The 24,259-nt window shown below is 72.8% G+C and carries 19 protein-coding genes and 3 pseudogenes; 20 read left to right on the plus strand and 2 right to left on the minus strand.

The window, feature by feature from the left end:
• Positions 1 to 12 precede the first annotated feature (12 nt).
• A pseudogene (locus tag V1L54_RS11335) lies at positions 13 to 417 on the plus strand (helix-turn-helix domain-containing protein); the annotation flags it as partial.
• Positions 418 to 789: 372 nt separating this feature from the next.
• On the plus strand, positions 790 to 1,323 hold the full coding sequence (locus V1L54_RS11340) for a hypothetical protein (protein WP_330117989.1): 534 nt from the start codon (positions 790 to 792) through the stop codon (positions 1,321 to 1,323).
• Positions 1,324 to 1,353: 30 nt separating this feature from the next.
• On the opposite strand, the gene V1L54_RS11345 is transcribed toward V1L54_RS11340, so the two are convergent.
• Positions 1,354 to 5,121 (minus strand): nSTAND1 domain-containing NTPase, encoded by a 3,768-nt coding sequence (locus V1L54_RS11345; RefSeq protein WP_330117810.1) that lies wholly within the window; start codon positions 5,119 to 5,121, stop codon positions 1,354 to 1,356.
• A gap of 662 nt (positions 5,122 to 5,783) precedes the next feature.
• Between V1L54_RS11345 and V1L54_RS11350 the strand changes: the two genes are divergently transcribed.
• The 13 genes and pseudogenes from V1L54_RS11350 to V1L54_RS11410 form a co-directional block, all read left to right on the plus strand.
• Positions 5,784 to 7,214, plus strand: a complete 1,431-nt coding sequence (locus V1L54_RS11350) for a tetratricopeptide repeat protein (RefSeq protein ID WP_330117811.1) — start codon at positions 5,784 to 5,786, stop codon at positions 7,212 to 7,214.
• Between the two features lie 478 nt (positions 7,215 to 7,692).
• Positions 7,693 to 7,896 carry a DUF2997 domain-containing protein gene (locus V1L54_RS11355; RefSeq protein ID WP_330117812.1) on the plus strand — a complete coding sequence of 68 codons (204 nt, stop codon included), beginning with the start codon at positions 7,693 to 7,695 and terminating at the stop codon, positions 7,894 to 7,896.
• Between the two features lie 4 nt (positions 7,897 to 7,900).
• On the plus strand, positions 7,901 to 8,482 hold the full coding sequence (locus V1L54_RS11360; RefSeq protein ID WP_330117813.1) for a 4Fe-4S cluster-binding domain-containing protein: 582 nt from the start codon (positions 7,901 to 7,903) through the stop codon (positions 8,480 to 8,482).
• Positions 8,483 to 10,033, plus strand: a complete 1,551-nt coding sequence (locus V1L54_RS11365; protein WP_330117814.1) for a Ycf46 family AAA ATPase — start codon at positions 8,483 to 8,485, stop codon at positions 10,031 to 10,033.
• Positions 10,034 to 10,037: 4 nt separating this feature from the next.
• Positions 10,038 to 10,358 (plus strand): hypothetical protein, encoded by a 321-nt coding sequence (locus tag V1L54_RS11370; RefSeq protein WP_330117815.1) that lies wholly within the window; start codon positions 10,038 to 10,040, stop codon positions 10,356 to 10,358.
• Complete coding sequence (locus V1L54_RS11375; RefSeq protein ID WP_330117816.1) at positions 10,355 to 12,622, plus strand: hypothetical protein; 2,268 nt, start codon at positions 10,355 to 10,357, stop codon at positions 12,620 to 12,622. The genes V1L54_RS11370 and V1L54_RS11375 overlap by 4 nt, the downstream gene beginning before the upstream one ends.
• A gap of 5 nt (positions 12,623 to 12,627) precedes the next feature.
• On the plus strand, positions 12,628 to 14,934 hold the full coding sequence (locus V1L54_RS11380; protein ID WP_330117817.1) for a hypothetical protein: 2,307 nt from the start codon (positions 12,628 to 12,630) through the stop codon (positions 14,932 to 14,934).
• A complete protein-coding gene (locus tag V1L54_RS11385) occupies positions 14,931 to 16,829 on the plus strand; it encodes a hypothetical protein (protein ID WP_330117818.1) in 1,899 nt (632 codons plus the stop codon). Before V1L54_RS11380 ends, V1L54_RS11385 begins: the two co-directional genes overlap by 4 nt.
• Positions 16,826 to 18,436, plus strand: coding sequence for an Hsp70 family protein (locus V1L54_RS11390; protein WP_330117819.1), 1,611 nt, complete (start codon positions 16,826 to 16,828; stop codon positions 18,434 to 18,436). The genes V1L54_RS11385 and V1L54_RS11390 overlap by 4 nt, the downstream gene beginning before the upstream one ends.
• Before the next feature lie 55 nt (positions 18,437 to 18,491).
• Positions 18,492 to 18,899, plus strand: coding sequence for a DUF1257 domain-containing protein (locus tag V1L54_RS11395; protein ID WP_330117820.1), 408 nt, complete (start codon positions 18,492 to 18,494; stop codon positions 18,897 to 18,899).
• 36 nt (positions 18,900 to 18,935) lie between these two features.
• Positions 18,936 to 19,058, plus strand: a complete 123-nt coding sequence (locus V1L54_RS11400) for a hypothetical protein (RefSeq protein WP_330117821.1) — start codon at positions 18,936 to 18,938, stop codon at positions 19,056 to 19,058.
• Positions 19,059 to 19,072: 14 nt separating this feature from the next.
• Positions 19,073 to 19,309: pseudogene (locus V1L54_RS11405) on the plus strand (NUDIX domain-containing protein); the annotation flags it as partial.
• A 206-nt stretch (positions 19,310 to 19,515) separates the two neighbouring features.
• Positions 19,516 to 19,659: pseudogene (locus V1L54_RS11410) on the plus strand (glyoxalase); the annotation flags it as partial.
• Between the two features lie 49 nt (positions 19,660 to 19,708).
• On the opposite strand, the gene V1L54_RS11415 reads toward V1L54_RS11410, so the two are convergent.
• A complete protein-coding gene (locus V1L54_RS11415) occupies positions 19,709 to 20,599 on the minus strand; it encodes an alpha/beta fold hydrolase (protein ID WP_330117822.1) in 891 nt (296 codons plus the stop codon).
• A gap of 83 nt (positions 20,600 to 20,682) precedes the next feature.
• Between V1L54_RS11415 and V1L54_RS11420 the strand changes: the two genes are divergently transcribed.
• The 5 genes from V1L54_RS11420 (at position 20,683) to V1L54_RS11440 (ending at position 23,921) form a co-directional block, all read left to right on the plus strand.
• Positions 20,683 to 21,162 (plus strand): MarR family winged helix-turn-helix transcriptional regulator, encoded by a 480-nt coding sequence (locus tag V1L54_RS11420; protein WP_330117823.1) that lies wholly within the window; start codon positions 20,683 to 20,685, stop codon positions 21,160 to 21,162.
• Positions 21,163 to 21,215: 53 nt separating this feature from the next.
• Positions 21,216 to 22,400, plus strand: coding sequence for an IS701 family transposase (locus tag V1L54_RS11425; RefSeq protein WP_330117824.1), 1,185 nt, complete (start codon positions 21,216 to 21,218; stop codon positions 22,398 to 22,400).
• 301 nt (positions 22,401 to 22,701) lie between these two features.
• Complete coding sequence (locus tag V1L54_RS11430) at positions 22,702 to 23,238, plus strand: RNA polymerase sigma factor (RefSeq protein WP_330117825.1); 537 nt, start codon at positions 22,702 to 22,704, stop codon at positions 23,236 to 23,238.
• Positions 23,235 to 23,732: a transmembrane transport protein gene (locus V1L54_RS11435; RefSeq protein WP_330117826.1), complete on the plus strand. Its 498-nt coding sequence runs from the start codon at positions 23,235 to 23,237 to the stop codon at positions 23,730 to 23,732. The genes V1L54_RS11430 and V1L54_RS11435 overlap by 4 nt, the downstream gene beginning before the upstream one ends.
• Positions 23,733 to 23,783: 51 nt before the next feature.
• Positions 23,784 to 23,921, plus strand: a complete 138-nt coding sequence (locus V1L54_RS11440) for a hypothetical protein (protein WP_330117827.1) — start codon at positions 23,784 to 23,786, stop codon at positions 23,919 to 23,921.
• Positions 23,922 to 24,259: the final 338 nt, after the last annotated feature.

Here is a 24,259-nt window from a genome sequence, read left to right on the forward strand (position 1 = left end):
GTGGAGGCACAGGTGCGTGGCTACGGGTTTTCGCCAGCTCAGCAGGACGAGATCTGGAGACGCTGGCGCGAGGGGCAGTCGTTCAGCTTGATCGGGCGGGCACTCGGGGCACCGACGCAGAGCGCTCGCCGGTTCCTGTACCAGAGCGGCGGCGGCCGCCTCACCCCGCAGACGCGTTCAGAGCGACATCTGAGCGGCAGCGAGCGCGAGGAGATCTCCCGCGGCATCGCCGCCGGGGAATCGGCCCGGCAACTGGCCGAGCGGCTGGGCCGATCCCCGTCGACCGTCTCTCGTGAGATCGCCCGCAACGGCGGCCGGGACCGCTACCGAGCCGCCTCGGCCGATGCAGCCGCCTACGAGCGTGGGCGCCGCCCCAAGCAGGCCAAGCTCGCCCAACGGCCCGCTCTACGCGCCCTGAAGGACCCGTGCCGGGGCCGGTTGTTCATCCGGCGTGAGGAGCTGCTGAACAACCCGGGACGCGCTTGGCTTGAAACTGCGGGGAGCCGCCGACGGGCTTCCAGCCGCCCCGTTTCCCGATGGGCGGTGCGCGCGGGAGGGAGCGGGAGTTCCGTGGGCGCCCGGAGCCGGAGTGTGTGCCGGGCCGGTGGGTCTGCGCCGTCGGTGCCCCGGGGCGGGGGCCGGAGTTGCGCGTCCGGCTCCGTGCTCTGTCCCGTGTGTCCACGATGCTCGCCGACACGGACGACGGAACCGATGACTCGAACCATGCCGACATCAGGAGCCCCTGTGAGTGACCCCGTATCTCCCCGTTCCGGGCCGTGGCCGCCTCGGGTGGCCGTAGGCGTTCTTCTGGCAGCGCTGCTGGCGGCCGGATGCGGCTCCGGGCCCGCGGGGGAAGGGGCGGACGGCGGCGAGACCCCGGCCGGCGGGGCCACCACGCGGGCCGGAACGAGCCGGCCCGCCCCTACGGGCACCCCGTCGGCCACTTCGTCCCCGCCGGCGCCCAAGCCCACCGCCTCCGACGGCACGCGTTACTCGGCCTGCGCGGACGGCACCTGCGAGGTGGCCGTCGCCCGGCCGGTCGACATCACCGTGGGCGGTGGCACCTTCTCCGTGAAGGGGGTGAAACCCGGCCATGAGCTCACGTTCGAGATCGTCACGGCGGACGGCGCCACGGGCTCCGGCACCCTCAAGGGCTGCGGCACCGTCCTCAGCTTCTCCCCGGGCGGCGGTGGTGTCACTTCCACGGCCTGCGACGCCGGCGGCGTCCCCGAGCCGCCCGATCCGGAGCCGGGAGCCCTTTTGATCCAGATGGCCGGATGGAGTGCCGATCGCGCCGCGGTGCTGCGGCTGGTGTCGGGCTGAGGACCGTGCCGGGGCGCCCCCTGCGGGTGGTCATCCGCAGGGGGCGGAGTAGGGCGCCCCGGCCACGTACCGCTCCCACTGCCGCCGGGTGAGGGAGTCGCCGGTGACGGAGCAGATGCGCCGGGCCGCCTGCTCCGCGTCCAGCCGCCACACCTGTGCCGTGACGTCGTAGCTCCCGCTGGCCAGGGTCCGGCCGCCGGGAGCGAACGCCACCGAGGTGACGGTCCCGAGGTGGCCGGTCAGCGGCTCGCCCAGGGGTTCGGGGCGGCCGGGCCGGCCGGTATTCCACAGCCGCACCGTGTGATCGCCGGACCCGCTGGCCAGGGTGGTTCCGTCGGGCGAGAAGGCCACCGCGCGGACGGGCCCCTTATGCCCGGTCAGTGGTCCGCCCAGGGGTTCGGGGCGGCCGGGCCGGCGTACGTCCCACAGCCGCACCGTACGGTCCTCCCCCGCGGTGGCGAGGAGGCGCCCGTCGGGTGAGAAGGCGACTGCGTGGAGGGGTCCTTTGTGTCCGGTCAGCGGCTCGCCCAGGGGCTCGGGGCGGCCGGGCCGGCGCACGTCCCACAGCCGCACCGTGTCCTGGTCGCCGGCAGTGGCCAGGATTTTCCCGCGGGGTGCGAAGGCCACCGCGTGGATGTCGTCGCGGTGGATGTCCCCCGGCCCGGGCAGGGGCCGGGGGCTGCCGGTGCGGCTGATGTCCCACAGCCGCACCGTACGGTCCTCCCCCGCGGTGGCGAGGAGGCGCCCGTCGGGTGAGAAGGCCACGGAGAGGAGGGCGCCGCCCCGGCCGTCCAGGGGTGCGGTCAGGGGGCGGGGGCGGGTGGGTCGGCTGATGTCCCACAGCCGCACCGTGCGGTCCTGGCTCGCGGTGGCGAGGATCCTTCCGCGAGGCGCGAAGGCCACTGAGGTGATGTCGTCGCGGTGGGCTTTCAGCGGCCGGCCGATCAGTGCCGGACGCGCGGGGTCGCGCGTGGTCCACAGCCGCACCATGTGGTCGTCGCTGCTGGCGCTCGCCAGCAGGAGTCCGTCCGGGCTGAACGCGACGGAGTTCACGGGGTTGGTGTGGCCGGTCAGCCGGGTGGGGGGAGGTTGCCACAGCCGTACTGTGCGGTCCTGGCCGCCGCTGGCCAGGGCGGTCCCGTCGGGGCTGAACGCCACGGTCCAGACGCCGTCGGTGTGGTCGGTCAGGGGTTCGCCCAGCGGCTGGGGGTAGGCGGGGTTGGCGACGTTCCACAGCCGCACCGCGTCGTCCTGGCCAGTGCTGGCCAGTGTCTTGCCGTCCGGGGCGAACGCCACGGAGGTGACGGGGGCGTCGTGGCCGGTCAGGGGTTCGCCCAGCGGCCGGGGGCGCCGTGGATCGGCGATGTCCCACAGCCGCACCGCCGCGTCGTACCCGGCACTGGCCAGCGTCCTGCCGTCCGGGGCGAACGCCACCGACCAGACGGGGGCGTCGTGGCCGGTCAGGGGTTCGCCCAGCGGCCGGGGGCGCCGTGGATCGGCGATGTCCCACAGCCGCACCACCGCGTCGTACCCGGCACTGGCCAGCGTCCTGCCGTCCGGGGCGAACGCCACCGACCGCACGCCGCGCCCGTGGGTGCCCGGGAGCCTGCCCAGGGGGCGCGGGTGCGTCGGCTCGCTGATGTCCCACAGCCGCACTGTCGCGTCGTCGCTGCCGCTGGCCAGGATTTTTCCGTCGGGGCTGAACGAGGCGGAGATGACCGGTCCCCGGTGTCCGGTCAGTGTTCTGCCCGGTGTCGTGGGGCGGCCCGGTCCGCCGACGTTCCACAGCCGTACCGTGCCGTCGAGTCCCGTGGTGGCCAGGGTCTTTCCGTCGGGACTGAACGTCACCGAGCGGGCGGGGCCCTTGTGTCCGGTCAGGGGCCGGTCCAGCGGCTCGGGGCGGTCGGGGCGGCGGACGTCCCACAGCCGCACCGCCGCGTCGTACCCGGCACTGGCCAGGATCCTGCCGTCCGGGCTGTACGCCACCGAGGTGACGATGTCGGTGTGCCCGGTCAGGGGGGCCGACAGTGCGGTGTGGGCGTCGGATATCAGTCTGGTGCGGAGTTCGGGGGTCTGCCGCATGCGGTAGGCGGTGAGGCCGAGCCGGGCGGAGAGTGAGGACTGGACGCCGCGCAGCTCGTCGGCCTTCGCGGTGACCTGGTGGAGGACGGCGGTGTTGCGCTCGGCCCGGGCGATGGTCCGCTGCTGGAAGGCGACGGCGGCGGTGACCGAGGTCAGCAGGAGAAGGGCGGCGAGAGCCGCGGTCACGGTCCGGCGCCGCGCGGCGGCGCGGCGCTGCTGCCGCACCGAGGCGGAGAGGAACTCCTGTTCCACCGGGGTGAGGTCGTCGCGGCGGCCGGTCTCGGGGAACGCCTCCGCCGCCATGACGAGCCGGCTGCCCTGGTAGAGGGCGCCGGGGTCGCGGCCGAGGTCCTCCCAGCCGTGTGCGGCCTCGGTGAGCCGGCGGTGGACGCGCAGCCTGTCGCGCTCGGCGTCGATCCATCCGCGCAGTCTCGGCCAGGCATCGATGAGGGCCTCGTGGGCGAGGTCGACCGTGCCGTCGGAGAGGGTGAGCAGCCGGGCTCCGGCCAGGTGTTCCAGGACGGTGGCGACATCGTGCGGGTCGCCGAGGCCCAGTTCGGTGCGGGTGGCGGGACGGCGGGTGTCGGGTGTGCCGTCGCCGGGTGCGACCAGCCGCAGCAGCAGTCGCCGGGCGAGGTCGGCCTGGGTGCCGGTTAGACGGGCGAAGACTTCCTCGGCGGTGCGGGCGGCGGCGCCGTGCAGACCGCCGGCCGCGTCGTACGCCTCCTGTGTCAGCGTGCGCCCCCGGCGGTGCCGCCAGGTCTCCAGCAGCGCGTGGGACATCAGGGGCAGCGCGCCCGGTTCGCCTTCGGCCTCCTCCAGGAGGCGGTTGGTCAGGGAGCGTTCCACCTGGAGTCCAGCGGCGGCGGCCGGTCTGACGATCGCCTCCCGCAGTTCCTCACGGCTCATCGGGCCGGTCAGCAAGGTGGCGTCCTGCAGGGCGGCGGTGAGTCCGGCGTGCTCGGCGCACCGTCCGAGGAAGTCGGCCCGCACCGCGATGACCACCCGCAGTCGGCTGTCGTGCTCCCGGGCTTCCAGCAGCCGGTCGAGGAAAGCGGCCCGCACCGCGGGATCGCGGCAGACCGTGTACAGCTCCTCGAACTGGTCGATGATCAGCCAGGTGTCGCCGTCGGCGTCGGGCCGGGGCGCGAGCCGGGTGCCGTGGGCGGCCACGGGGTCGGTGCCCGGGGTGATGATCCGCACGGCCGCCGGGCGTGGTCCGTCGTCCCCGGCCTGCCGCAGCCGGGGGATCAGTCCGGCGCGCAGCAGCGAGGACTTGCCGCTGCCGGACGGTCCGAAGACAGCGGTGAACCGGTGGTGCCGGGTGAGGTCGGCGAGCCGGTCGGCGAGCCGGTCGCGGCCGAAGAACAGCGGGGCGTCGTCCGGTTCGAACCGGGCCAGGCCCCGGTACGGCGGCTCCTCTTTCTCCTCCTCGTCCTGCGAGCGGGCTCTCGCCTCCCGGTCCGCCTCGCGCCACCGCTGCTCCCACTCGGCGGTGTCTCCGCCGCAGGCCCGTACGTAGGCGAGCGTGACCGCGAGCGTCGGCAGCCGGTTTCCGGCTGCGGCCTGGGAGAGCGCGGTGACCGAGTAGCCGACCCGCCCGGCCATCACGCGGTAGGTGGGCCCGTCGGCTTCCTGACGCAGTTTGCGCAGGTCGAGCGCGAACCGTTCCACCGGTCCCGCGCTCGGATCGAGCCTGGCCTCGCGGCGCCCCATCCCCACCCCCGTGATGTCTCTCCGTGCTATGCCGCTCACGGTAGGCAATCGGCGTGCGGCTCGGCAAGCGAAACGATTCTTCGCTGATCCGCGGGGCCGGCCCGCGCGCGGCGTGGAGCGGCACGGCGGAGAATTCCGCACCGGTTCCGGAGGGGGAACATTGTTCACGGCCCGTGCCGGGTTGCTGAACAACCACACAGCCGCTTGTGTGCGGTGACATGACCCCACCACCACCGAAAGCCGCCACGCGCGTCCACGCCGTGGCCGCGGTACCGCCCCGCACCTGCGCCCCGCCCGCGGCCGGGGCCTGCCGGACCACTGCCGGGGTGCGCCCTGTGCCGCCCGCCGTCCCCGCTCTCCTGCCGCTCCCGGGAACGGCGGCGGCGCCGCGCGGGGTGACCGGGACCGGCGGCGCTCCCGGCACCGGGGCTCCGCACGGCGAGGGGGTCAGCGCGGTGCTCAGGCCCACCCGCGCGGACTGAGCGGCTCCCTCCTCGCGGCGGCGCCGACGGACCGCGGCGCGGTCCGGGAGAGTCCCCCGCCCTCCGGCGGGACGGGACACCCTGCCCGGCGTCGCAAGCGCTCCCGCCTTCGGGCCCTCCCGGAAACGGAAGCGAACGACGCGGAACGTTCCAGCCGTTCCGCGACAGGAAAGGTTCAGGATGATCCACCCGCTGCACGCCGTGCCGGAGCCCGTGCCGCCACCCGGGCCCCGGATTTACGATCCGCTGGCCGTGGCCTTCGGCAACGCCTCCCTGCTCGGCGTCGGCTACCTGTTACTGGGCCGGCGCGGACTCGCCGCCGCCAACGCGGCGGGCACCGTCGTGCTCCTCGCCGCCGCCGTCCGGACCGCCCAGGTGTGGTGGCAGGCCGTCCTGCTCCTGTGGTGGGCGGCCGTCGTCGCGCACGGCCGGATCCTGGCCGGCCGGGGCGCGCCACGCGTCGCGGCGCGCGGGCAGCGCCTGGCCGCGCTCGGCGTCACGGTCCCGGTGCTGCTGGCCGCGGGGTTCCTGCGGTTCGACGCCGCCGGGATCCAGGACGACGTGGCCCGGGCCCGTCAGGACGGCGACTGCGCACGGGTGCTGGCCGCCCAGGACGAGGTGTGGCTCGGCCACCGTCTGGCCGACGCCCCGGCGTCCGAGCGCGGCGACGAGGCCGCCGAGGCGTGCCGCCGGATCCGGACGGCCGAACGCAGCCTCGCCACCGGACTGACCGGCGACACCGACGCGCTGGACGCGGGCTTCGACATCCTCGCCTCCGTCCTCCTGTCGGACCCCGGCCACGGGAAGGCGGCCGCCAAGGCACTGGACGGCTTCCTCGACGGCCTGCCCACCGGGGATGCCTGCCGCACCGTTGCGATCACCGACTGGCTCCGCGAACGGGAGCCCGGCCCCAGGGCCCTGGACCGCTACGACGGCGCCGTCGCCCGCACCGCGCCCACGGCGCTCGCCGACTGCGGCGACGACTTCATGGCCGGCGGGAGCTGGGAGTCGGCCCGCACCCACTACCAGCGGCTCGTCGACCGCTACCCCGCCAGCCACCTCGCGCCCAGGGCCCGCGACGGGATCAGGCGGGCCACCCTGAGCCTCGAACTGGCGACCGTCCGCGGCCTTCTCGACGAGTCGGACGGCACCACGCCCGAGTACTGCTCCACCCCGGCGAAGTACAGCGGCGCCGCCCCCTACGCCAAGGGGAAGACCAACCGCGCGCTGTTCTACGGCAACGACGCCTACACCGACCGGCTCCCCCGCGCATGGCGGGCCGACGACGCCGCCAAGGCCGTGCTGGTGGTCTGCGCGGGCGAGGAGAAACACGGCGCCGCCGTGCGGACCTGCCCCTACGAGAACAAACTCAGCCGCTACTTCCCGACCGACGTGACATTCCACAAGATCGCGGTACCGGTGAAGGTCTACGAGCTGCGCACCGGGAGACTCGTGGCCGGCCGTACGGTGCAGATCGACGGCAGGAGCTGTCCCCGGGTCCTGAGGTACACCACCTACGGCCCCGCCTACATCGGCCCGCCCTCGGATCAGTACGTCAAAGCCTCCGCCTCCGACATACGCGCCGCCTTCCGGCCCCTGATCACGCGATGACCGGCGCCGCAGACCACCGCACCGGTACCGGACGCGGTCGGCCGTGGCTGCGGCGCGCCGCCGGGCGCCGTCGCCGTCGGCCCGTCCCGGCCGGGCGTCCCCGGCCTGCTCGCCACCGCACCGGCCGGTCACGGGACGAAGGAAGCGGCGGCCTCCTTCCCGGGCTCCGCGGGATCCGGGCCGCTGACGCGGAGACCTCCCGCCGGGCACGGCCGTGACGCCGGCGGCGGGACGCGCCGGGCCGCCCGGCGCCGGGGACCGGGCGGCCGTCCCGGAACGCGTGCGGTCCGCGCGTACGGAGCCCGGCGGGATCGCGGACCGCGCACCATCCGTCCCCGTCCCCCGTCCCCCGGCCCTCGGGGAGCGCCGGGGACGGGCACGGCGGAGAACCCGGTTCCCGAACCGGACCGGGGCCTGTCCGCCGCACCGGGAAGGCCGGCCCACAGCGGCCGTCGCCCCTGAAAGGAGAGCGGAGTCGATGGCGGAGGAAACCGTTGAGATCGTCATCTCGCCGGACGGCACCGTGGACATGCGTGTCCAGGGTGTCGCCGGTGAGCGGTGTGTGGAGGACACCGATCCCCTGGTGCGGCTGCTGGGCGGACCGGTGGAGCACCACGAGCTCACCGAGGAGGCGTACCAGGAGGCCGGGGACGAAGAGCAGGACCGCCTGTGGCGGGGGTGAGGGGGTGAACGGCCCGAAGACCCCGTGGCGCCTGCACGCCGTCCTGCCCCGCAGCGCCGCCAACGGCCCCGGAATCCGCTGTGTCATCTGGAGCCAGGGCTGCTCCCTGGGCTGTCCCGGCTGCTTCAACCCCGGCACCCATCCCGCAGGCGGCGACGGCGCCGTCCGCACCGTCGGTGAGGTGGCCGAGGAGGTGCTGGCCGACGCCGCGCACCTGGAGGGCGTGACGCTGACCGGCGGCGAGCCGCTGGAGCAGCCCGCCGCGATCGCCGCGTTCTGCGCCGAGCTCACAGCGCGCAGCGACCTGTCGGTGATCGTGCTGACCGGGTTCACCCGCCGCGAGATCGAGGCGGACCCGGCCCGCGCCGCCGCCGTCGCCGACGCCGACCTGGTCGTCACGGGGCGCTACAACGCCCGGCTGCGCCTGGCCCGGGGGCTGCGCGGCTCGTCGAACAAGGAGTACTGGGCACGCACCGGCCGCTACACCGCGGCGGACCTGTCGGGCGTACCCGAGTTGGAGATCAGCGTCGCGGACGACGCGACCTTGACGTTCACCGGCATGCACGCGCCGGAGGGAGACATCTGAGTGGGCACCACCGGCATTCACGACGAGATCCGGCTCTACCTGCGCGCCCGGGTGGCGCTGATCGTGCTCGTCACGGTCGAGGAGCAGCGCGCATTGAATGTGCTGGACCGGGTGCGCCACGACCGCGATCCCTCCTCCGACCTCGTCACCTGGGACATCGCCGACGGCCTGGAGTCCGCCTCCGGCCGGCAGATGCCCAGGGCGGCCACCCCGCCGGAGGCGCTGGTCAAGATCAAGGAGCTGGCGCTGAAGCAGCCGCAGCGCCGCGACCTGTACGTGCTCAAGGACTTCCACGCCTTCTGGGAACGCGACCCGGCGGTCCGCAGGAGGCTGCGCAACCTCGCCCACGAACTCGTCTACACCGGCTCCTCCCTGATCGTGACCACGCCGGTGCGCACCCTCCCCGTCGAGCTGGCCGACGACGCGGTGGCGGTGGAGATGCCGCTGCCCGAGATCGGCGCGCTGCGCCGCGAACTCGACCACCTCATCGACAGCACCAAGGGGGTGAAGTCCACCCTGACCCCGGCGGGCCGCAGCAGACTGGCCCAGGCCGCGCTGGGCCTCACCGCCGCCCAGGCCCGCCGGGCCTTCGCCAAGGCGATCGTGCGTGACGAGGTGCTCGACGACCGGGACATCGACGCCGTGGTGGCCGAGAAGAAGGCCGTCATCCGGGAGAGCGAGGCGCTGGAGTTCTACAGCGCCGAGGAGACCCCCGACGACCTCGGCGGCCTGGACGTGCTCAAGGAGTGGCTGCGGCTGCGCGAGCGCGCCTTCAGCGACGCCGCCCGCCAGTTCCGGTTGCCGGCGCCTAAGGGCATCGCGCTCATCGGCATCCCCGGCACCGGCAAGAGCCTCACCGCGAAGATGATCGGCGGACTGTGGCGGCTGCCGCTGCTGCGCCTGGACGTCGGCGCGCTGTTCGGCTCGCTGGTGGGCGAGTCCGAGGAACGGGTGCGCCGGGCGCTGCGGCTGGCGGAGACGGTGTCGCCGTGCGTGCTGTGGATCGACGAGGTGGAGAAGGCGCTGGCGGCGGGCGGCCACGACGGGGGCACCTCGCAGCGAGTCTTCGGCACCGTCCTGACCTGGATGCAGGAGAAGACCGCACCGGTGTTCGTGGTGGCCACGGCCAATGACGTGAGCGCCCTGCCGCCGGAGACGCTGCGCCGGGGCCGCTTCGACGAGGTGTTCTTCCTCGATCTGCCCACCGAGGCCGAGCGCCGCGAGATCATCACCGTCCACCTGCGCAAACGCGGTCGTAATCCGGAGCTGTTCGACGTGTACCGGCTGGCCCGGGACTGTGACGGATTCGTCGGCGCCGAGCTGGAGCAGGTCGTCGTGGACGCCATGTACGAGGCGTTCTCCGACGGAGAACGGGACATCACCACCGGCGACATCGCCCGCGCCGCGGCCAGGACGGTGCCGCTGAGCAGGTCGCAGCGCGAAGTCATCGAGGACCTGCGCGCCTGGCTGCGCGAGGGCCGCGCCCAGTCGGCCTCCTTCGCCGGCGCCGCGCAGGCCGCCGCGCACCAGGTGCCGGTGCTGGAGGTGTGAGGAGGTGGGGTGGCTGACGGGGGACGGCGCGGCCCGGCTGCTGGAGCCGGCCGCGCGGCGGTGCGCGGCCGGCTCGCGCGGGCCGCGGGCCCGGTGGGCGTGCGCGGTCGGCGGCGCCGTGGCGCAGGAGGCCGTACGGGCGGCCCGGCTGCCGGACACCGGCGTGCGGGAGCGGCTCGCGCCGGCCGGCGGCCCGGGAGTGCCCGACGCGGCGGCGTCGCGTCCCGAGGACCGTTCCGGCACGGGGACCGCGCCGGGCGACGGCCCGGTGCCCGCGGGCGGGCCGCAGGACATCTCCCTGGGCGACTGCGGAACGGCGGGGTGAGCGCGATGCGCCTGCGGACCGCCTCTCTCCTCCTGCGCGTCTCCCGCGCGCAGCGGATGTCGCCGCGTGTCCGCCGCGCACTGGCGGCCGTGCTGGGCGCGGCAGACTCCGGCGACCCCGCGGGCCTGCGGGTCCTGGCCGAGGTCGTCGCCTCCCGCGGCCCCGAAGCGGTGTGGCCGGTCTGGCTGGAGCTGTGGGAGGCGGCAACCCCGGCCCGGCGTTGGGCCTCCCCCGTCCTGGCCGAGCTGACGGCCGACGCCTCCGCCGTGCCCGGCCGGGCCGTCGACGCCGCGTGGCTCGACTGGCTGCAGTGGCCCGACGCCGGGCTGTGGTTCCTGCTGGAGCGGTGGGACCGTCCCGCCGCCGGCGACCCCCGCACACATGCGCTCAGCCGACTGGCACTCGGTGATGACAGGGTGCCCCTGGAGCCGCGCCTGCTCGCCGACACCGCCGCCCGCCGTGACCACCCCATCGGCGAGCACGCCCGGAACCGGCTGCTCGCCTCGTCCGATCCCGAGGCCGTCGACCTCTACTGCGCGAGAGCGCTCGACTCCCCCGAGGTGCGGGAGTTCTGCGTCGCGCACGGGCTCGCCCCGTCCGGCGAGGTGGAGCGCGCCGTGTTCTTCGTCCGCACCGGGCAGCAGGAGCAGTACGAGGCACTGGACCCGGACGGCGCGCTGCTCGCCCTCGGCTACCGCGGCGCGTCGACGGCCGAGCGGGTGGAGCTGCGGGCCGCCATGGCCGCCCTCGACGGCATCGACACCCTGCGCGTCCTGGCCGGGCAGCGCTCCGACCGGCGCGAGTTCGCCTTCCTCACCGCGGCGGAACGCAATTGGCTGGTGCGGCAGTTGACGGACCGGGGCGACTGGGACCGGCTGTGGCCGCTGGTTCCGCTGATGCCGCTGCCCCAGGCCGTCGACACGGTCGGACGGTTCGGCGCGTGGCGGCCCGCCGCCGGGGAGGACCGCGAGCTGTTCGAGGCCCTGCGCACGGCGGACCCGCTGATCGTCAACGACGGCCTGATCTCCGTCTCCGTCATGCCCTCGCGCATCGAGCCCGTCCGGGTCGGGCTCGGGCCGGGCGGGGGGTTCGCCGTCCACGCCATGGACTTCTCCCCGGACGGGCGGCACCTGGCCTTCGCCGGGTCCCGCGACACGTACCAGGGCTGCGCCGGAGCGCTGGACCTCCGCGACCGGCGGCTCGTGCGGTTCCACTCCGATTTCACACACCGCCTGTCCCACGTGGCGCACCTGGGATCGGACGCCTTCGTCGTCGCCGAGGAATACGTGCACACCTCCCGTCCCGAGCCCGCGAGGAAGCTCTATCACGTCGATCGCCGGGGCGCGCGGCCGCTCGCCTTCGAGACCGTACGCGTGTGCGGGTTGGCACGCGCCTCCGGGGAGCAGGCGTTCCTCGTGGTGGCGCAGCGGCAGATCAGTGACGCGCGTCCCCGGTTCGAGATCTTCCTGTGCGCGGGCGACGGCCCGCCGACCCAGGTCACCGAGTTGCGCGGGGAGAACCGCTTCCACCCCTGGGGCGCCGCCGTGTCCCCGGACCGGCGGCTGGCCGCGGTGTTCGGCGAACGGGACGTCATGGTGGCCGACCTGGCCGGCGGAGCCGTCAACACGCTCGACAGCGGTCCCGCGGACGGGGCCGTCGGCCAGGCGCACGCCGCCCTGTCGGCCTCCGCACTGGTCCGCGTCACGCTGGACGCCTCCCTGAAGGTGTGGCACGACCCGCTCACGTCCGGCAGTCCGCCGACCACCGCCGGCGTCTGGTCCGCCGGGCGGTTCCCGACCGGCCTGGCCTGGTCGCCCGCCCTGCACCAGTTCCTCACGGTCGGGGACGGACACCTGGAGATCCTGGCCGTGCCGCCGATCCGCGACATCCCCCCGCCCGACCAGCTCGTCCACGACCGGATCGAACTCGTCGGCGCCCCGCGCCGGCGGCCCCGCGTACGGCTGTCGCCGAAGGGTGACGTCCTCGCCGTCACGGACGGCGGAGCCACCGTCCTCCTGTACGACCTCACCCCGCGGGAGACGGCCCTGACCCGGCCGATGGGCTCCCTGAACGGCCAGGACCTCGCGGAGGTGGACCGGCTGCGGCGGTCTCCCCGCATCCGCCAGACGGCCCGGCAGGCCCTGACCCTGCTGCTGGCCTGCCTGGAGTACCGGTTCCGGCACGACATCGGGATCACGGACGCGGTGAGCACCGGGCCGGGGACCGGCTACGAGATCGCCCTCGGCGGAGACGGGAAGGAGTGAGGGCCGTGCGACTGCGGACCGCCCTGCTGGTGCTGGGACTGCCTCTCGGAAGGGGGTCCCAGCGGCGCCGCCGGGCCCTGGTGACCGCACTGCGGGCCGCCGACTCCGGCGACCCGGCGGCCGTACGCGCCGTCGCGGGAGCTCTGAAGTCCCTCGGCCCCGAGACGGTGTGGCGGACCTGGACGGAGCCGCCGGCGGCCGGGCCCGCCCGGCGGCACTGGACCTCCCCGCTGGTGACGCTGATGGACGGTCCGGCACCGGTGCCCGATGTGCTGGTGGACGCGGGCTGGCGGGACTGGCTCGATGAGCACCAGCCCGGGCTGTGGTCGCTGCTGAGACGCTGGAACCGCCCCGCGACGGCCGGTGAGCCCCGCGTGCACGCCCTTAGCCGCCTCGTGCTCGGCGACGGCGGGGCCGCCGGCGCCCAGCTGCTCGCGGACACCGCCGCCCGCTTCGACCACCCCGCCGGCGAGTACGCCCGGGCCATACTCCTGAACGGTGACGACGCCCAGGCCGTCGACCTGTTCTGCGCGGCGGCCGTGGACTCCGGCTCGCCCGACGCGATCGCCCTCTGCACGGCGCACCATCTCGCCCCCCACGACGAGGTGGAACGCGCCGTGTTCTTCGTCCGCACCGGGCAGCGGGAGCAGCACCGGGCACTGGACCCCGACGGGACCCTGCTGTCGCTCGGATACCGGGGCGCGCTGCCCGCGGTGCGCTCGGCGCTGCGGGAGGCGATGACACGGCTCGGCGGCATCGACGCGCTGCGGGTCCTGGCCGGCCGGCGCTCGTGGCACGAGGAGGCCGCCTCCCTCAGCCGGCAGGAGCTCACCTACCTGGTGGAGCGGTTCAAGGAGCAGGCCGACTGGGACCGGCTGTGGCAGCTGACGCTGCTGCTGCCGCTGGCCGAAGCCGTCTCCCTGGTCCGCGCCCTCGGCACCTGGCGACCCTCCGGAGAGGACGACCGCCGTGTGTTCGAGGAGCTGCGCGCCGCGGTTCCGGCCGTCGTGGGCAGGCAGGTGAAGGCCCTCTGCGCTGCATCGTCCGAACTGAGCATGCCGCGCGTCCACATTCGCCTCCGCGACCTGGACGGGCGGGTGCACGGGCTCTCCGGCCTCGACTTCGCGCCGGACGGCGGACAACTCGCCTTCGCCTGCCTCGGCAGGTGCGCCGGGATCGTCGACGTCCACAGCGGCACGCTGTCCCGGCTGTACTCCGGCCTGCCAGCCGCCGCGACCCACATCGCACATCTGGGAGCAGCCGTCATCATCGGGGAACAGGGAAGCGACGCACACGAGGTGCCCGCCAGGCCCCGGATCCGCTACGCGGAACCCCATGGCAGACGGAGACCCGTCCCCGGTGTCCCCCGGAGCACCCGTATTCGCAGTGTGGAACGCATCACCGGTGACCGGAGCTTCGCCGTCCTGTCGTCACGGATGCGCATCGGGTACGTGACGTGGACGCTGTCCACCGGGAAGGCCAACAGTCCTCTCGTGAACACCGGTCTGCTCAACGGCATGTCCTGCTGGAGTCCGGCGACCACGACGGCACCCGGTGGTCGGCTGATCGCCGTGTTCGACCGCCATGCCACGCTGGTGGCCGACCTCACCCGTTCCGCAGTGAACGTGCTGAGCAACGACGGTTTCCCGACCGAGGAGGATCGGCTGTGCGCCGCCATGTCGCCCTCCGTCCTTCTCCTCGGCAGCCCCGAAGGCCGCGTACGGATCTGGCACGAACCGCTCACCTGCAAGGACGCACCGGTACAGCGGAGTCTGTGGCCGGGCGGGACGAACTCCCGGACGTACGCGCGAAAGCTGATCGACCTCGCATGGTCACCCGCGCTGCAGCGGTTCGTGGCGGTCGTCCTGGAAAAGACGGAGGACACGGTGTACGAGTGCCTCAAAGTGCTTGACGTACCGGAGTCCCGCGACAACCCTCCGCCCGACGCCCTGGTATCGCACTCGGTCGTCCTGGGCACCACACGGCACGGTGCCGGCTCCTCCCCGGTCACCCGGCTGTCTCCCGACGGCGACGTGCTGGCCGTGGCCGACAGGGGGCCCGCCACCGTCAGCCTCTACGCCCTCTCCGCCCTCGGCCTCCGGTCGGCCGTCGAGGGACCCATGGGTCGGCTGGACCACGGTGATCTGGCGAACATCGGCTCCGTCCTGGAGAACCCGGCCCTGGACGGGGAGACGCGGGCGGTGCTGGTGCTGCTGCGGACCTGTCTGGAGCACCGCTACCGCTACGACATCGGCATCGGGACGGCGGAAGCGTTCCCCCACATGGACGACGACATCGAGCTGGGGCGGTGAACGAGGCGATGCGGCCGCTCACCGAGAAGCGGACCGCCGCGCTGGTGCGGCGCGCCGCGCGGCGGCGCCCGGACGGCTCCCGGGGCCCGCTCGCCCGGCGGGCGTGGCGGCGCCTGGTGCGCAGATGCGCACAGGGCGACCCGCGTCCGCAGGACGCCGTGCGCGCGGTGGCCGCCGACCTGCCGGAGCCCGACGTCCTGGACCTGCTGGCGGCGGCACCGCAGGAGCCCGCCGACCGCGCGGCGTATCTGGTGCTGATCGGCCAGGACGCTCAGCACCGGGCCCTCGATCCGGACGGGGCATTGCTGGCGCTCGCCTACCGCGCGGCGGAGCCCGGGGTGCGCGAGCGGCTGCGCACCGCTCTGGCCGCCGAAGGCGACGCCGAGGTGATCCGGGTGGTGGTCACTGGCGACCGGCGCGACCGGCTCGCCGAGATGTCGTACGGCGAACTCGACTACCTCGGGCGCTACCTGGCGGAGCACCGCGGTTGGGACGAGCTGCGCCGCCTCGTACGCGACCTCCCCCTGGCCAAGGCGGCCGCGGCGGCCCGCCTCCTTCCCGACCGGGAGCGCACGGAAGGGATCCCGGAACTCCTCCGGACAACGTCCGCCCCCTCCCCCGCGCGGCTCCGGGCCACCCTCGAACGGCTGCCGTGGAACCGCCTGCTCAGGCATCCCGTTCTCGGGAACTACAGAAGCGCGTCCTTCTCACCGGACGCCTCCGAGGTGGCCCTGCGCCACGAGACGTGGAAGGGGCGCAGTTTCACCCAACTGCATGTGGCGACACTCCGGACCGGCACCGGCGAGGTTACCTGCCACACCGGCGGAACCGCACTGTGGGCACCGGACTTCAAGACGTCGGTACTGCACCTCGGCGACGAGGTCCTCGTCCGGATGAGGACCGGGGACGAGCTCCACCAGGTCATCAGGATCCTCCCCGAGTACGAGGCCGTCAGCCGACCGGTCCGCGTATCGCGCATGCTGAGATCGAGCGGCGGCGCGGTGATGCTCCACCCCGAAGGCCTGGCCTTCCTCGACCGGACCGCCCACGACCTGAGGCTCCGGACGATTCCGCGGGCCGGCGGGGACGGGACGCGCCGCCAGATCGCCGTCAACAGCGCGTCGAGCGGGCTCACGACACTGCCCGCGGCCCGGCTCGTCGCGTTCTGCGACTTCCGCGGCGTCACCGTGGCCGACGAGGACGGGGAGGTGCTGCACAAGGCGGCGACAGGCCCCGATCTCGACGGGTTCTCCCCCGTCCTCTCCTTCCTCTCCCCGGACTCGCTGGCGGTGCACCGGTGCACGTCGTTCCCGCCCGGACAGGTCACCGAGACATGGCACTTCCCCTCAGAGGGGCCCCCGCGCCGCACCGGCAGGCACCGGGGCCCCGTCCGCGAGCGGTGGCCTCTCGACCAGTGGCGGGGCCCGGTCCTGGACGACGCCTTCGCCGCACGCCTCCACTCCGCCGACGGGTTCTGGCTCGACAACGACGTGCCCTGGCTGCAGCGCAGCCCCGGGGAAGCCGGCGCGGAACCGCCCCTGCGCCAGCTCCTCGCGGTGTCTCCGGGGCAGGACATGTACGTCACGAGCAACCGCGGGCGCTTCTCCGGCTTCGAGGTGCACATCCCCCACCTGCCCTCCGCGCGCGAACTCCTGGAGCGGCCCCTGCTGCACGCCACCCCCCAGGACCTGCACCGGGTGCGGGACCTGCGGGCCAGGATCGGCGACCCGGCCGTACGGGACGCGCTGGACCTGCTGACCGCCTGCCTCACCGACCGCTTCGGCGGCGACATCTCCCTCGGAGCGGCGGACTCCGCCCCCTTCGGAGGCCCGCACGACATCGCCCTCGGCCCGCACCGGGACCAGGGCCCCGACCATCCGCGAGGAACCGCATGACCATCCGTATCGGCATCGACTTCGGCACCGCCAACACCGTCGTCGCGGGCTGGGACGGCGAGCAGGGCCGGGGCGTTCCCGTCCCGCTGCCCGGTGTCGACCTGCTGCGCGAGGCCGGCCCCGGTCCCACCCAGCGCGTGGTGCCCTCACTCATCGCCTACGCCCACGACGGCACCACCCGCCGCCTGGGCGCGCAGGTCACGCCCGACCTGGCGGAGGACCCCGGCTACACCGTCTTCGCCTCCACCAAGAGCAACGTCTCCGGGCAGGCGTACGACGCCGCCCGGCCGGTCGGCGACCGCAGGATCACCGGGCGCGAGGCGGCCACCCGGTTCCTCGGCGACGTCATGGCGCTCGCCGTGCTGGCCGTCGAGGACGACGACCTGGAGATCGTCGCCACCGCCCCCGTCGAGTCCTTCGACGGCTACCGCGACTGGCTCGTGCGCGAGGTCCGCGACGGGCTGCCCACCGCGCGGCTGCGGGTGGTGGACGAGGCCACTGCGGCCGCCGTCGGCTACTGCGCCCGGCTGAACCCTGGCGACGCCTTCGCCGTGATCGACTTCGGCGCCGGAACCCTCGACGTCTCCGTCGTCCGCGTCCAGGAACCCGGCACGGCCGCCGCCGGAGCCGGAGTGCGCACCATCGCCAAGAGAGGACTGGACCTGGGCGGCAACACCATCGACGCGCTGCTCGCCGAGCACGCCATCGGCCACCTCCCCCTGCCGCCCGGCGACCAGGTCGGCCGCAACCGGGTCTTCCGCCGCCTGCTGACCTCCGCGGAGCGGGCCAAGCGCGAGCTGGCCACCGTCGAGCACGCAGTGATCACCGCACGCGACGCCCGCGGCGGCGCCGAGCACCGCGTCACCGTCACCCGCGGCGAGTTCGACGCGCTGCTGCGCGACAAGGGAGTGCTGCGCCGCGTCAACCAGGCCCTGCGTTCCTGCCTCGACGCGGCCGCGGCCCGCGGCTTCGGCGCCGACGATCTGCGCAGCGTCTTCCTCGTCGGCGGCAGCTGCCTCATCCCCGCGGTGCGTGACCTGGTGCACCTGCACTTCGACCCCGAGGTGGTGCGCATGGACCGGCCGCTGGAGGCGGTGGCGGCCGGAGCGGCCGGTATCGCGGGCGGCCACGAGCTGTTCGACCACATCCAGCACGACTACGCCATCCGGCACGTCGACCGCGACACCGGGGCATACGAGTTCGAGACCCTGGTCGAGGCCGGTACCGCCTACCCCACGGCCGACCCCGTCCGGACGCTCACCGTGCGGGCCGTGCACGGCGGGCAGCGCCGGCTGGGCCTGGCGGTCTACGAACTCGCCCACGCCACCTACCGGGACGCCGGGGCGGAGCTGGAGATCGCCTTCGACGCCGGCGGCGGCGCCCGCACCGTCGCCGTCACCCCCCAACAGCGCCAGCAGCGCTCCATGCTGTGGCTGAACGAGGACAGTCCCACCTTCCTGGAAGCGGACCCGCCCGCCGCCGCCGGGGAGGACCGCTTCCGCCTCGAGTTCCGCATCGACGCCCACAAACGCCTGACCGTCACCGCTTACGACCTGCACCGCCACACCCTGGTCCTGGACCGGCAGCCGGTCGTCCGGCTGGCCTGACCGCCCCGGCCCCATCCACTCGCCCCCGGGCCACCCAACAACTTACGGAGCCGCGATGTCCCACTTCACCCGTGTGCGCACCAGCCTGCGCGACGCCGACCTGCTCGTGACCGCCCTGGCCTCGGTCGGATTCACCGCCGTGGAGAGCCACGACACGCCGCAGACCCTCTACGGCTACCAGGGCGACGCGCGGCCCGAGAGGGCCGAGGTCGTCATCCGGCGCCGCCACATCGGCCGCCTGAGCAACGACATCGGCTTCCGCCGCCGCGACGACGGCAGCTTCGAGGCCGTCATCAGCGAGTACGACCGCGCCGTCCACGGCCGGACCTGGCTCGCCGAGGTCGCCCGCGCCTACAGCCATGCGGCGGCGCTGCGCTACGCCGAGGACAACGGCTACGAGATCGACTCCGACGTCGTCGAGGAGGACGGCCATCGCCGTCTGGTCCTGCGCCGCTACCGCTGACCCGCGCCGTCGGCTTCAGCACAGTGGATCGGACTGGTGATCGCGCTGGCAGGGATGACGGTCACCCTGGCCGCGCAGACCAACACGGGGACCTCATGGCGCGCCGGGGTGGACGCGGCTGAACGCACCACGTTGGTCACCGGCGGACGGCGCCGATGACGGACAATGCGGGGATGACCCAACCCAGAACCCGTGTCGCCGCATACGTGGTCCGGCATCGCGCCGACCCCGAGCTCCTGGCGTTCGACCACACGGGTATGCCGGAAGCCGGCACCCAGGTTCCTGCGGGAGGAGTCAAACCAGGGGAAGAACTCGAAGAAGCGGTCCTTCGAGAGGTCGCCGAGGAGACCGGTCTGCAGACAGCCACCGTGCTCCGGCAGACCGCCGTGGAGGACAAGCCTCACCCCGACACGGGACAGTCACGTCGAACCAGTTTCTTCTGCCTCCAGGCGCCCGCAGGCACCCCCGATGCCTGGAAGCACCACGCCCACGGCGACGGAGACGACGCCGGCCTCGTCTTCGCCTGCCGGTTCCTCCCACTTCCTCTGGAGCAGCCGGTGTCACCGTCCGGTCTTTCCGTCAGCCGGAGCATGAACGCCGAAGTACGAGTTAGCACCGGGGCCTGGCCAAGACCCTCGGCGGCGTGCCCGGAGAAGGCGGTGGATCGCACCGGATCGTGCTCGGCGGCACCGCCGGGACCTTCACCGACCCGGACGGATTCGCCTGGGAGCCCGCGCCGGTGACGTCCGCCCCCGCCTAGTACTGCAACGGTGCTTGCCGTGACTGCTGGACAGTTTTGAGGGACGGTTCTACTTGTTGTCGATTTGCTTGGCGAAGTCCATAATCGTGGCCGCGAGTGCCTCAGGGGCTTCCTGTGCGACGGAGTGGCCCACTCCGTCAAGACATACCGCGGTGAGCTCGCCGGCGATCACCTGGCGGAAGGTGTTCTCGGTGAAAGGGTGATTGGCGCCGTCGACCGTGAGCACCGGCACTGCGATCGGGTGGGATTCGGCCAAAGCCCTGGTTGCCCCCTTGTCGGCAAAGAGTTCTTGGTAGAGACCCTCTGTGCCGCGCCAGCCGTTCGGGCGCGCGTAAGTACGGACGAATTCATCGATGTCGCCTTCCGTGATGGAACCCTCCGTCCCGTGCATCAGCGGGAGTGCCCAGTCGGTCAGGAATTCGCGTTCATGACCCTGGAGGAGCATCCCGGGGATGCCGGGAGCGCCGAGGAAGCCGACGTGCCAGGAACCGAAGTTGTTCACGTCGGCAAGAGCTTCGAGTCCGAAACCGGCCAGGGTCGTCTCGACTCCGGTGAAGCTGATGACGTCCTTGGGATGCAGTGCGGCGAAGCGGAAGGCCGCGCCGCCGCTGATGTCCTGGCACAGGAGGTGGACCGGGCCGGCGCCGATGTGCTCGACGAGATGGTGCAGGTCCTCTGCGGTGGCAGCCTCGCCGTACTCGGTGTCGGCGTTGCTCGAGTCGCCGAACCCCCGGAGGTCGGGGGCGAAGACCCGGTGCGTCTCGGCGAGCAGCGGAATCAGCTTGCGGAACGCCCACCACGTTTCCGGCCAACCGTGCACGAGGAGGATCGGAGAGCCGGTGTTGCCGGCGGAGACATAGTGGAGTTGCGTTCCGTTGACGTCCGCGAGGTGGTGCGTGATGCCGGGAATGGTCGCCCCGGGGGGCGTGATGGTGGTCATGAGAAGCTTCCGAATAGGCAACCTGGTTGCCAACAATGTAGGCAACCGGGTTGCGCATGTCAAGGGGGTCGTATGCTGACAGCATGTCCAGATCAGGCGCCGATCTTGCCCTGCTCCTGCTCGCCGGCTTCCGCGCTTTCGCAGACCGAGCCACCGCCGAGCTCGCTGAGCTCGGGTACGAGGACGTGCGGCCGGTGCATGACTTTGCCCTCCATTCGATTTTGTCCGGTGCGGACAGCGTTTCCGAACTCGCCCACAGAATGTCGGTGACAAGGCAAGCGGCCGCGAAGACGATCGCTGTACTGGAGGAACGCAATTTCCTGAAGCGCGAACCCGATCCGGTCGACGGTCGGCGAACGCGGCTTCGCGTCACCGAGCATGGACTCGCGATGTTGCAGGAGGGTCAAGTCGTCTTCAACAGGCTGCGTGAGCAGTGGGAGGAACAGGTGGGTACGGCGTCACTGTCTGCATTTGAGGAGACGCTTCGGGTCTTCGTTGGGGAGGGTGTGATCCGGCCTGATTCGCCGGGTTGGACCGCGCGCGACCTAGGAACAGTCTCTTAGTACTGCAACGGTGTCTGCCGTGACTGCTCGCCAGGTTGGTCGTTGGTGTGGTTATGGGTGGGGACCTTGCTGATGTGCGTGTGTGGGCGAGTGAACTGGATGCTGTGCACGGGCGGTTCGTGCACCGGTTCAGCAGGTCGGAGCCGAGGGAGTCGGCGCTGGCTTATATGCGGGGCCTGATCGCTCCGTTGCAGCGCAAGAACGGCTGGACGTTGGCCGAGGAGGCCGGCCACAGCGGGCCGGACCGTATCCACAGGATGCTGAACCGGATCGAGTGGGACGCCGAGGAGGTCCTCGACGACGTACGCCGCTACGTGGTCGACCATCTCGGTGACCGCGACGCCGTGCTTATCGTCGATGACACCGGCTTCCTGAAGAAGGGCACCTGCTCGGCAGGGGTTCAGCGGCAATATTCCGGCACCGCGGGCCGCACGGAGAACTCCCAGATCGGCGTCTTCCTTGCCTACGCCACCGGCCGGGGACGCACCCTGATCGACCGGCGGCTCTATTTGCCCACGTCATGGACGGACGACCGGGAACGCTGCCGCCGGGCCGGAATCGGCGACGAGGTCGCTTTCGAGACGAAGGTGGTCATGGCCAAGGCGATGGTCCGCAAGGCCATCGCGGACCGGATCCCGTTTCGGTGGGTGACCGCGGATGCCGCTTACGGGTTCAGCAAGGGCTGGCGCTTCGAACTCGAACAGGCCGATGTCTTCCACGTCATGGCCACCACCCGGCACGACACCGTCGTCACCCGCTGGGCCCTCGACCACCCCGTCCATGACCTGTTTCCCGGCCTGCCCCGGCAGAAGTGGAAACGCCGTTCCTGCGGCGAAGGAGCACATGGCCGTCGGATCTACGACTGGGCCCGGGTCGAGGTGCGGCCCTGGCACCGCGAAGACCGTCGGCACTGGGTCATCGCCCGCCGCAGCGTCAGCCGGCCCGAGGAGATCTCCTACTACATCGCCTACTGCCCCGCCGACACCACCCTGGACCAGTTGATCCGCATTGCGGGCAGCCGCTGGGCCGTCGAGGAATGCTTCCAGACCGCAAAACAGGAATGCGGCCTGGACGACTACCAGGTCCGCCGCTACCCCGGCTGGCACCGCCACATGACCCTCGCCATGGCCGCCCACGCCTGCCTCACCGTCCTGCGAGCCCGCCAGCTGGACACGGAGAAAGCAGAAACGGATCCTCCCAGCTCATCCACCTCAGCCTCGCCGAGCTCCGACGCCTGATCACCCGTCTCACCAACCGCCGCCCCACCCCGGTCGACCACATCCTGCACTGGTCGACATGGCGCCGCAGACGACAGTACCAAGCACGGTTGAGTCACTACAGACGACGCGGACACAGCCCTTGAAAACTGCCCAGCATTCAGAACAAGCACCGTTGCAGTACTAGAACCTGTCTGAAGTCGTGATCGAGGGGTGAGATTCCTCTTACGGCCGGCGTTTCGACCGGATGCCCAGAGTTCCGTGAACCTTTCCGCCCGGAATGCCGACTGTCTGTGTGGCGGACGGTGCAGAGCAGGGAGGTGTGGTGGGCAACGACGGGTTGCTGGTGGTGCGCTGCCAGCTCGGGGAGCGGGAGGCGTTCCGCGAACTGGTGGCCGTGTGGCACCCCCCGCTGTGGCGCTATGTCCGGGGCATGGTCGGCTCTCCGCACCTCGCGGACGATCTTGCTCAGGAAGCGTGGGTCACTGTGGTGCGCGGCCTGCCGCGGCTGCGGCAGCCGGAGCGGTTCGCCCCCTGGCTGTTCACCATCGCCCGGCGCACGGTCACCGACCATCTGCGGCAGACGTACAAGGCTCCGGAGACGGCCATGGAGGAAGCCACGGCCATCGTCGCCGACGACGAGCTCAGCGGCGTGCTCACCACGATGCAGATCGAGGCAGGTCTTACTGCTCTGCCGCCCTTGGAGCGCGAGGTGCTGGTCCTCTTCCACCTGGAGGACCTGCCACTGACTTCCTGCGCGGAGGTGCTCGGCGTACCGGCCGGCACGGTCAAGAGCAGGCTGCACCGCGCCCGGCGCATGCTGCGCAACCACCTTGCCGAGAAGGGATACGAGGCATGAGCGAGCAGAACCGCGCAGCGCAGCGGGCCGTGCCCGAGCGACTGGAGCGCGCGCTGGCCGCGGAGGTGTCACTGCGGTCCCGGCTGCGCCACGTGGCAGCGGGCCTGGCCGGGAGATGCGGCGCGGCCGTGATCGCGGTGCTGTGGGCCACCGAGCCGAATGCTCTGCCGACGCGTACCCAGGCCGTCTTCGCCGGACTGATCGCCATCGGGCTGGCCTGGGCCGTCTTCGCCGGCTGGGTGCTGAGCAGGCGTCGGCCGCTGTTCGCCCGGGACCGGGTGCTGTCCGCCCGGATCGCACTGGCGGCGACCGTGGTGACCGCCCTGGCCGGGGTGGCGCTGGCCGCAGTCCGCGGCAGCACCGCCGACCTGATGGCCACCGCCGCAGGCGGGGTCGTCTTCACCGCCGCCGCGATGCTCACCCTGGTACGGGCGCGGCGCCGCCGACGCGAACTACTGCGACTGCGGGATGCCTTGCGACAAGACGCGCCCTGAACAGCCGAACTCGCCCAAGCCAGGATCGCCCAGATCACCAGGGAGACAGACATGGACAACAAGACTCCTCCGATCGGCCCGCTGGCCCTCGCGCTCCGCCTCCGCGGTGCAGGCAAGCGCACCGTCCTGGTCGTCGCGGCCCTGGCCGGTACCGCCCTGCTGATCGGCGTCGGCCTGCTCCTGACCTGAGCTTGCGCCCCGGAGCCGAGGTTCCACCGCCAGGCGGCGATCGCCGAGTGCCATGCCGTCGCCCCGTCGGCCGGGGCGACGGGACGGGAGCGCGTCGTAGTCCGGCGGCGGTGGGCCGGCGCGCGCCCTCACCGGTGGCCGACCTCAATCGGGCGGTGGCGGTCTGCATGGCGCAGGGGCCGACCGCGGCCCTGCACACCAACACCCCCTCCCAGCGTCAGCGACCGCTCCCCGGCCTCGCCCTCGCCGTACCGCCGTCCGCCTTGGAACGGCAGCCCTTCCCGGGTGCCTGGCGTCTGAAGAGCCTGCCGGTCCGCCTCCGACCGTCCGGAGGGACA

The organism is Streptomyces rubellus, from assembly GCF_036323805.1.
Lineage (GTDB): Bacteria > Actinomycetota > Actinomycetes > Streptomycetales > Streptomycetaceae > Streptomyces.

Coding starts and splice junctions, on each gene's coding strand:
- V1L54_RS11345 (WP_330117810.1), bottom strand. CDS start 5,121: ATGGGGCGCCGCGAGGCCAGGCTCGATCCGAGCGCGGGACCGGTGGAA.
- V1L54_RS11350 (WP_330117811.1), top strand. CDS start 5,784: ATGATCCACCCGCTGCACGCCGTGCCGGAGCCCGTGCCGCCACCCGGG.
- V1L54_RS11355 (WP_330117812.1), top strand. CDS start 7,693: ATGGCGGAGGAAACCGTTGAGATCGTCATCTCGCCGGACGGCACCGTG.
- V1L54_RS11390 (WP_330117819.1), top strand. CDS start 16,826: ATGACCATCCGTATCGGCATCGACTTCGGCACCGCCAACACCGTCGTC.
- V1L54_RS11395 (WP_330117820.1), top strand. CDS start 18,492: ATGTCCCACTTCACCCGTGTGCGCACCAGCCTGCGCGACGCCGACCTG.
- V1L54_RS11415 (WP_330117822.1), bottom strand. CDS start 20,599: ATGACCACCATCACGCCCCCCGGGGCGACCATTCCCGGCATCACGCAC.
- V1L54_RS11420 (WP_330117823.1), top strand. CDS start 20,683: ATGTCCAGATCAGGCGCCGATCTTGCCCTGCTCCTGCTCGCCGGCTTC.
- V1L54_RS11425 (WP_330117824.1), top strand. CDS start 21,216: ATGGGTGGGGACCTTGCTGATGTGCGTGTGTGGGCGAGTGAACTGGAT.
- V1L54_RS11435 (WP_330117826.1), top strand. CDS start 23,235: ATGAGCGAGCAGAACCGCGCAGCGCAGCGGGCCGTGCCCGAGCGACTG.
- V1L54_RS11440 (WP_330117827.1), top strand. CDS start 23,784: ATGGACAACAAGACTCCTCCGATCGGCCCGCTGGCCCTCGCGCTCCGC.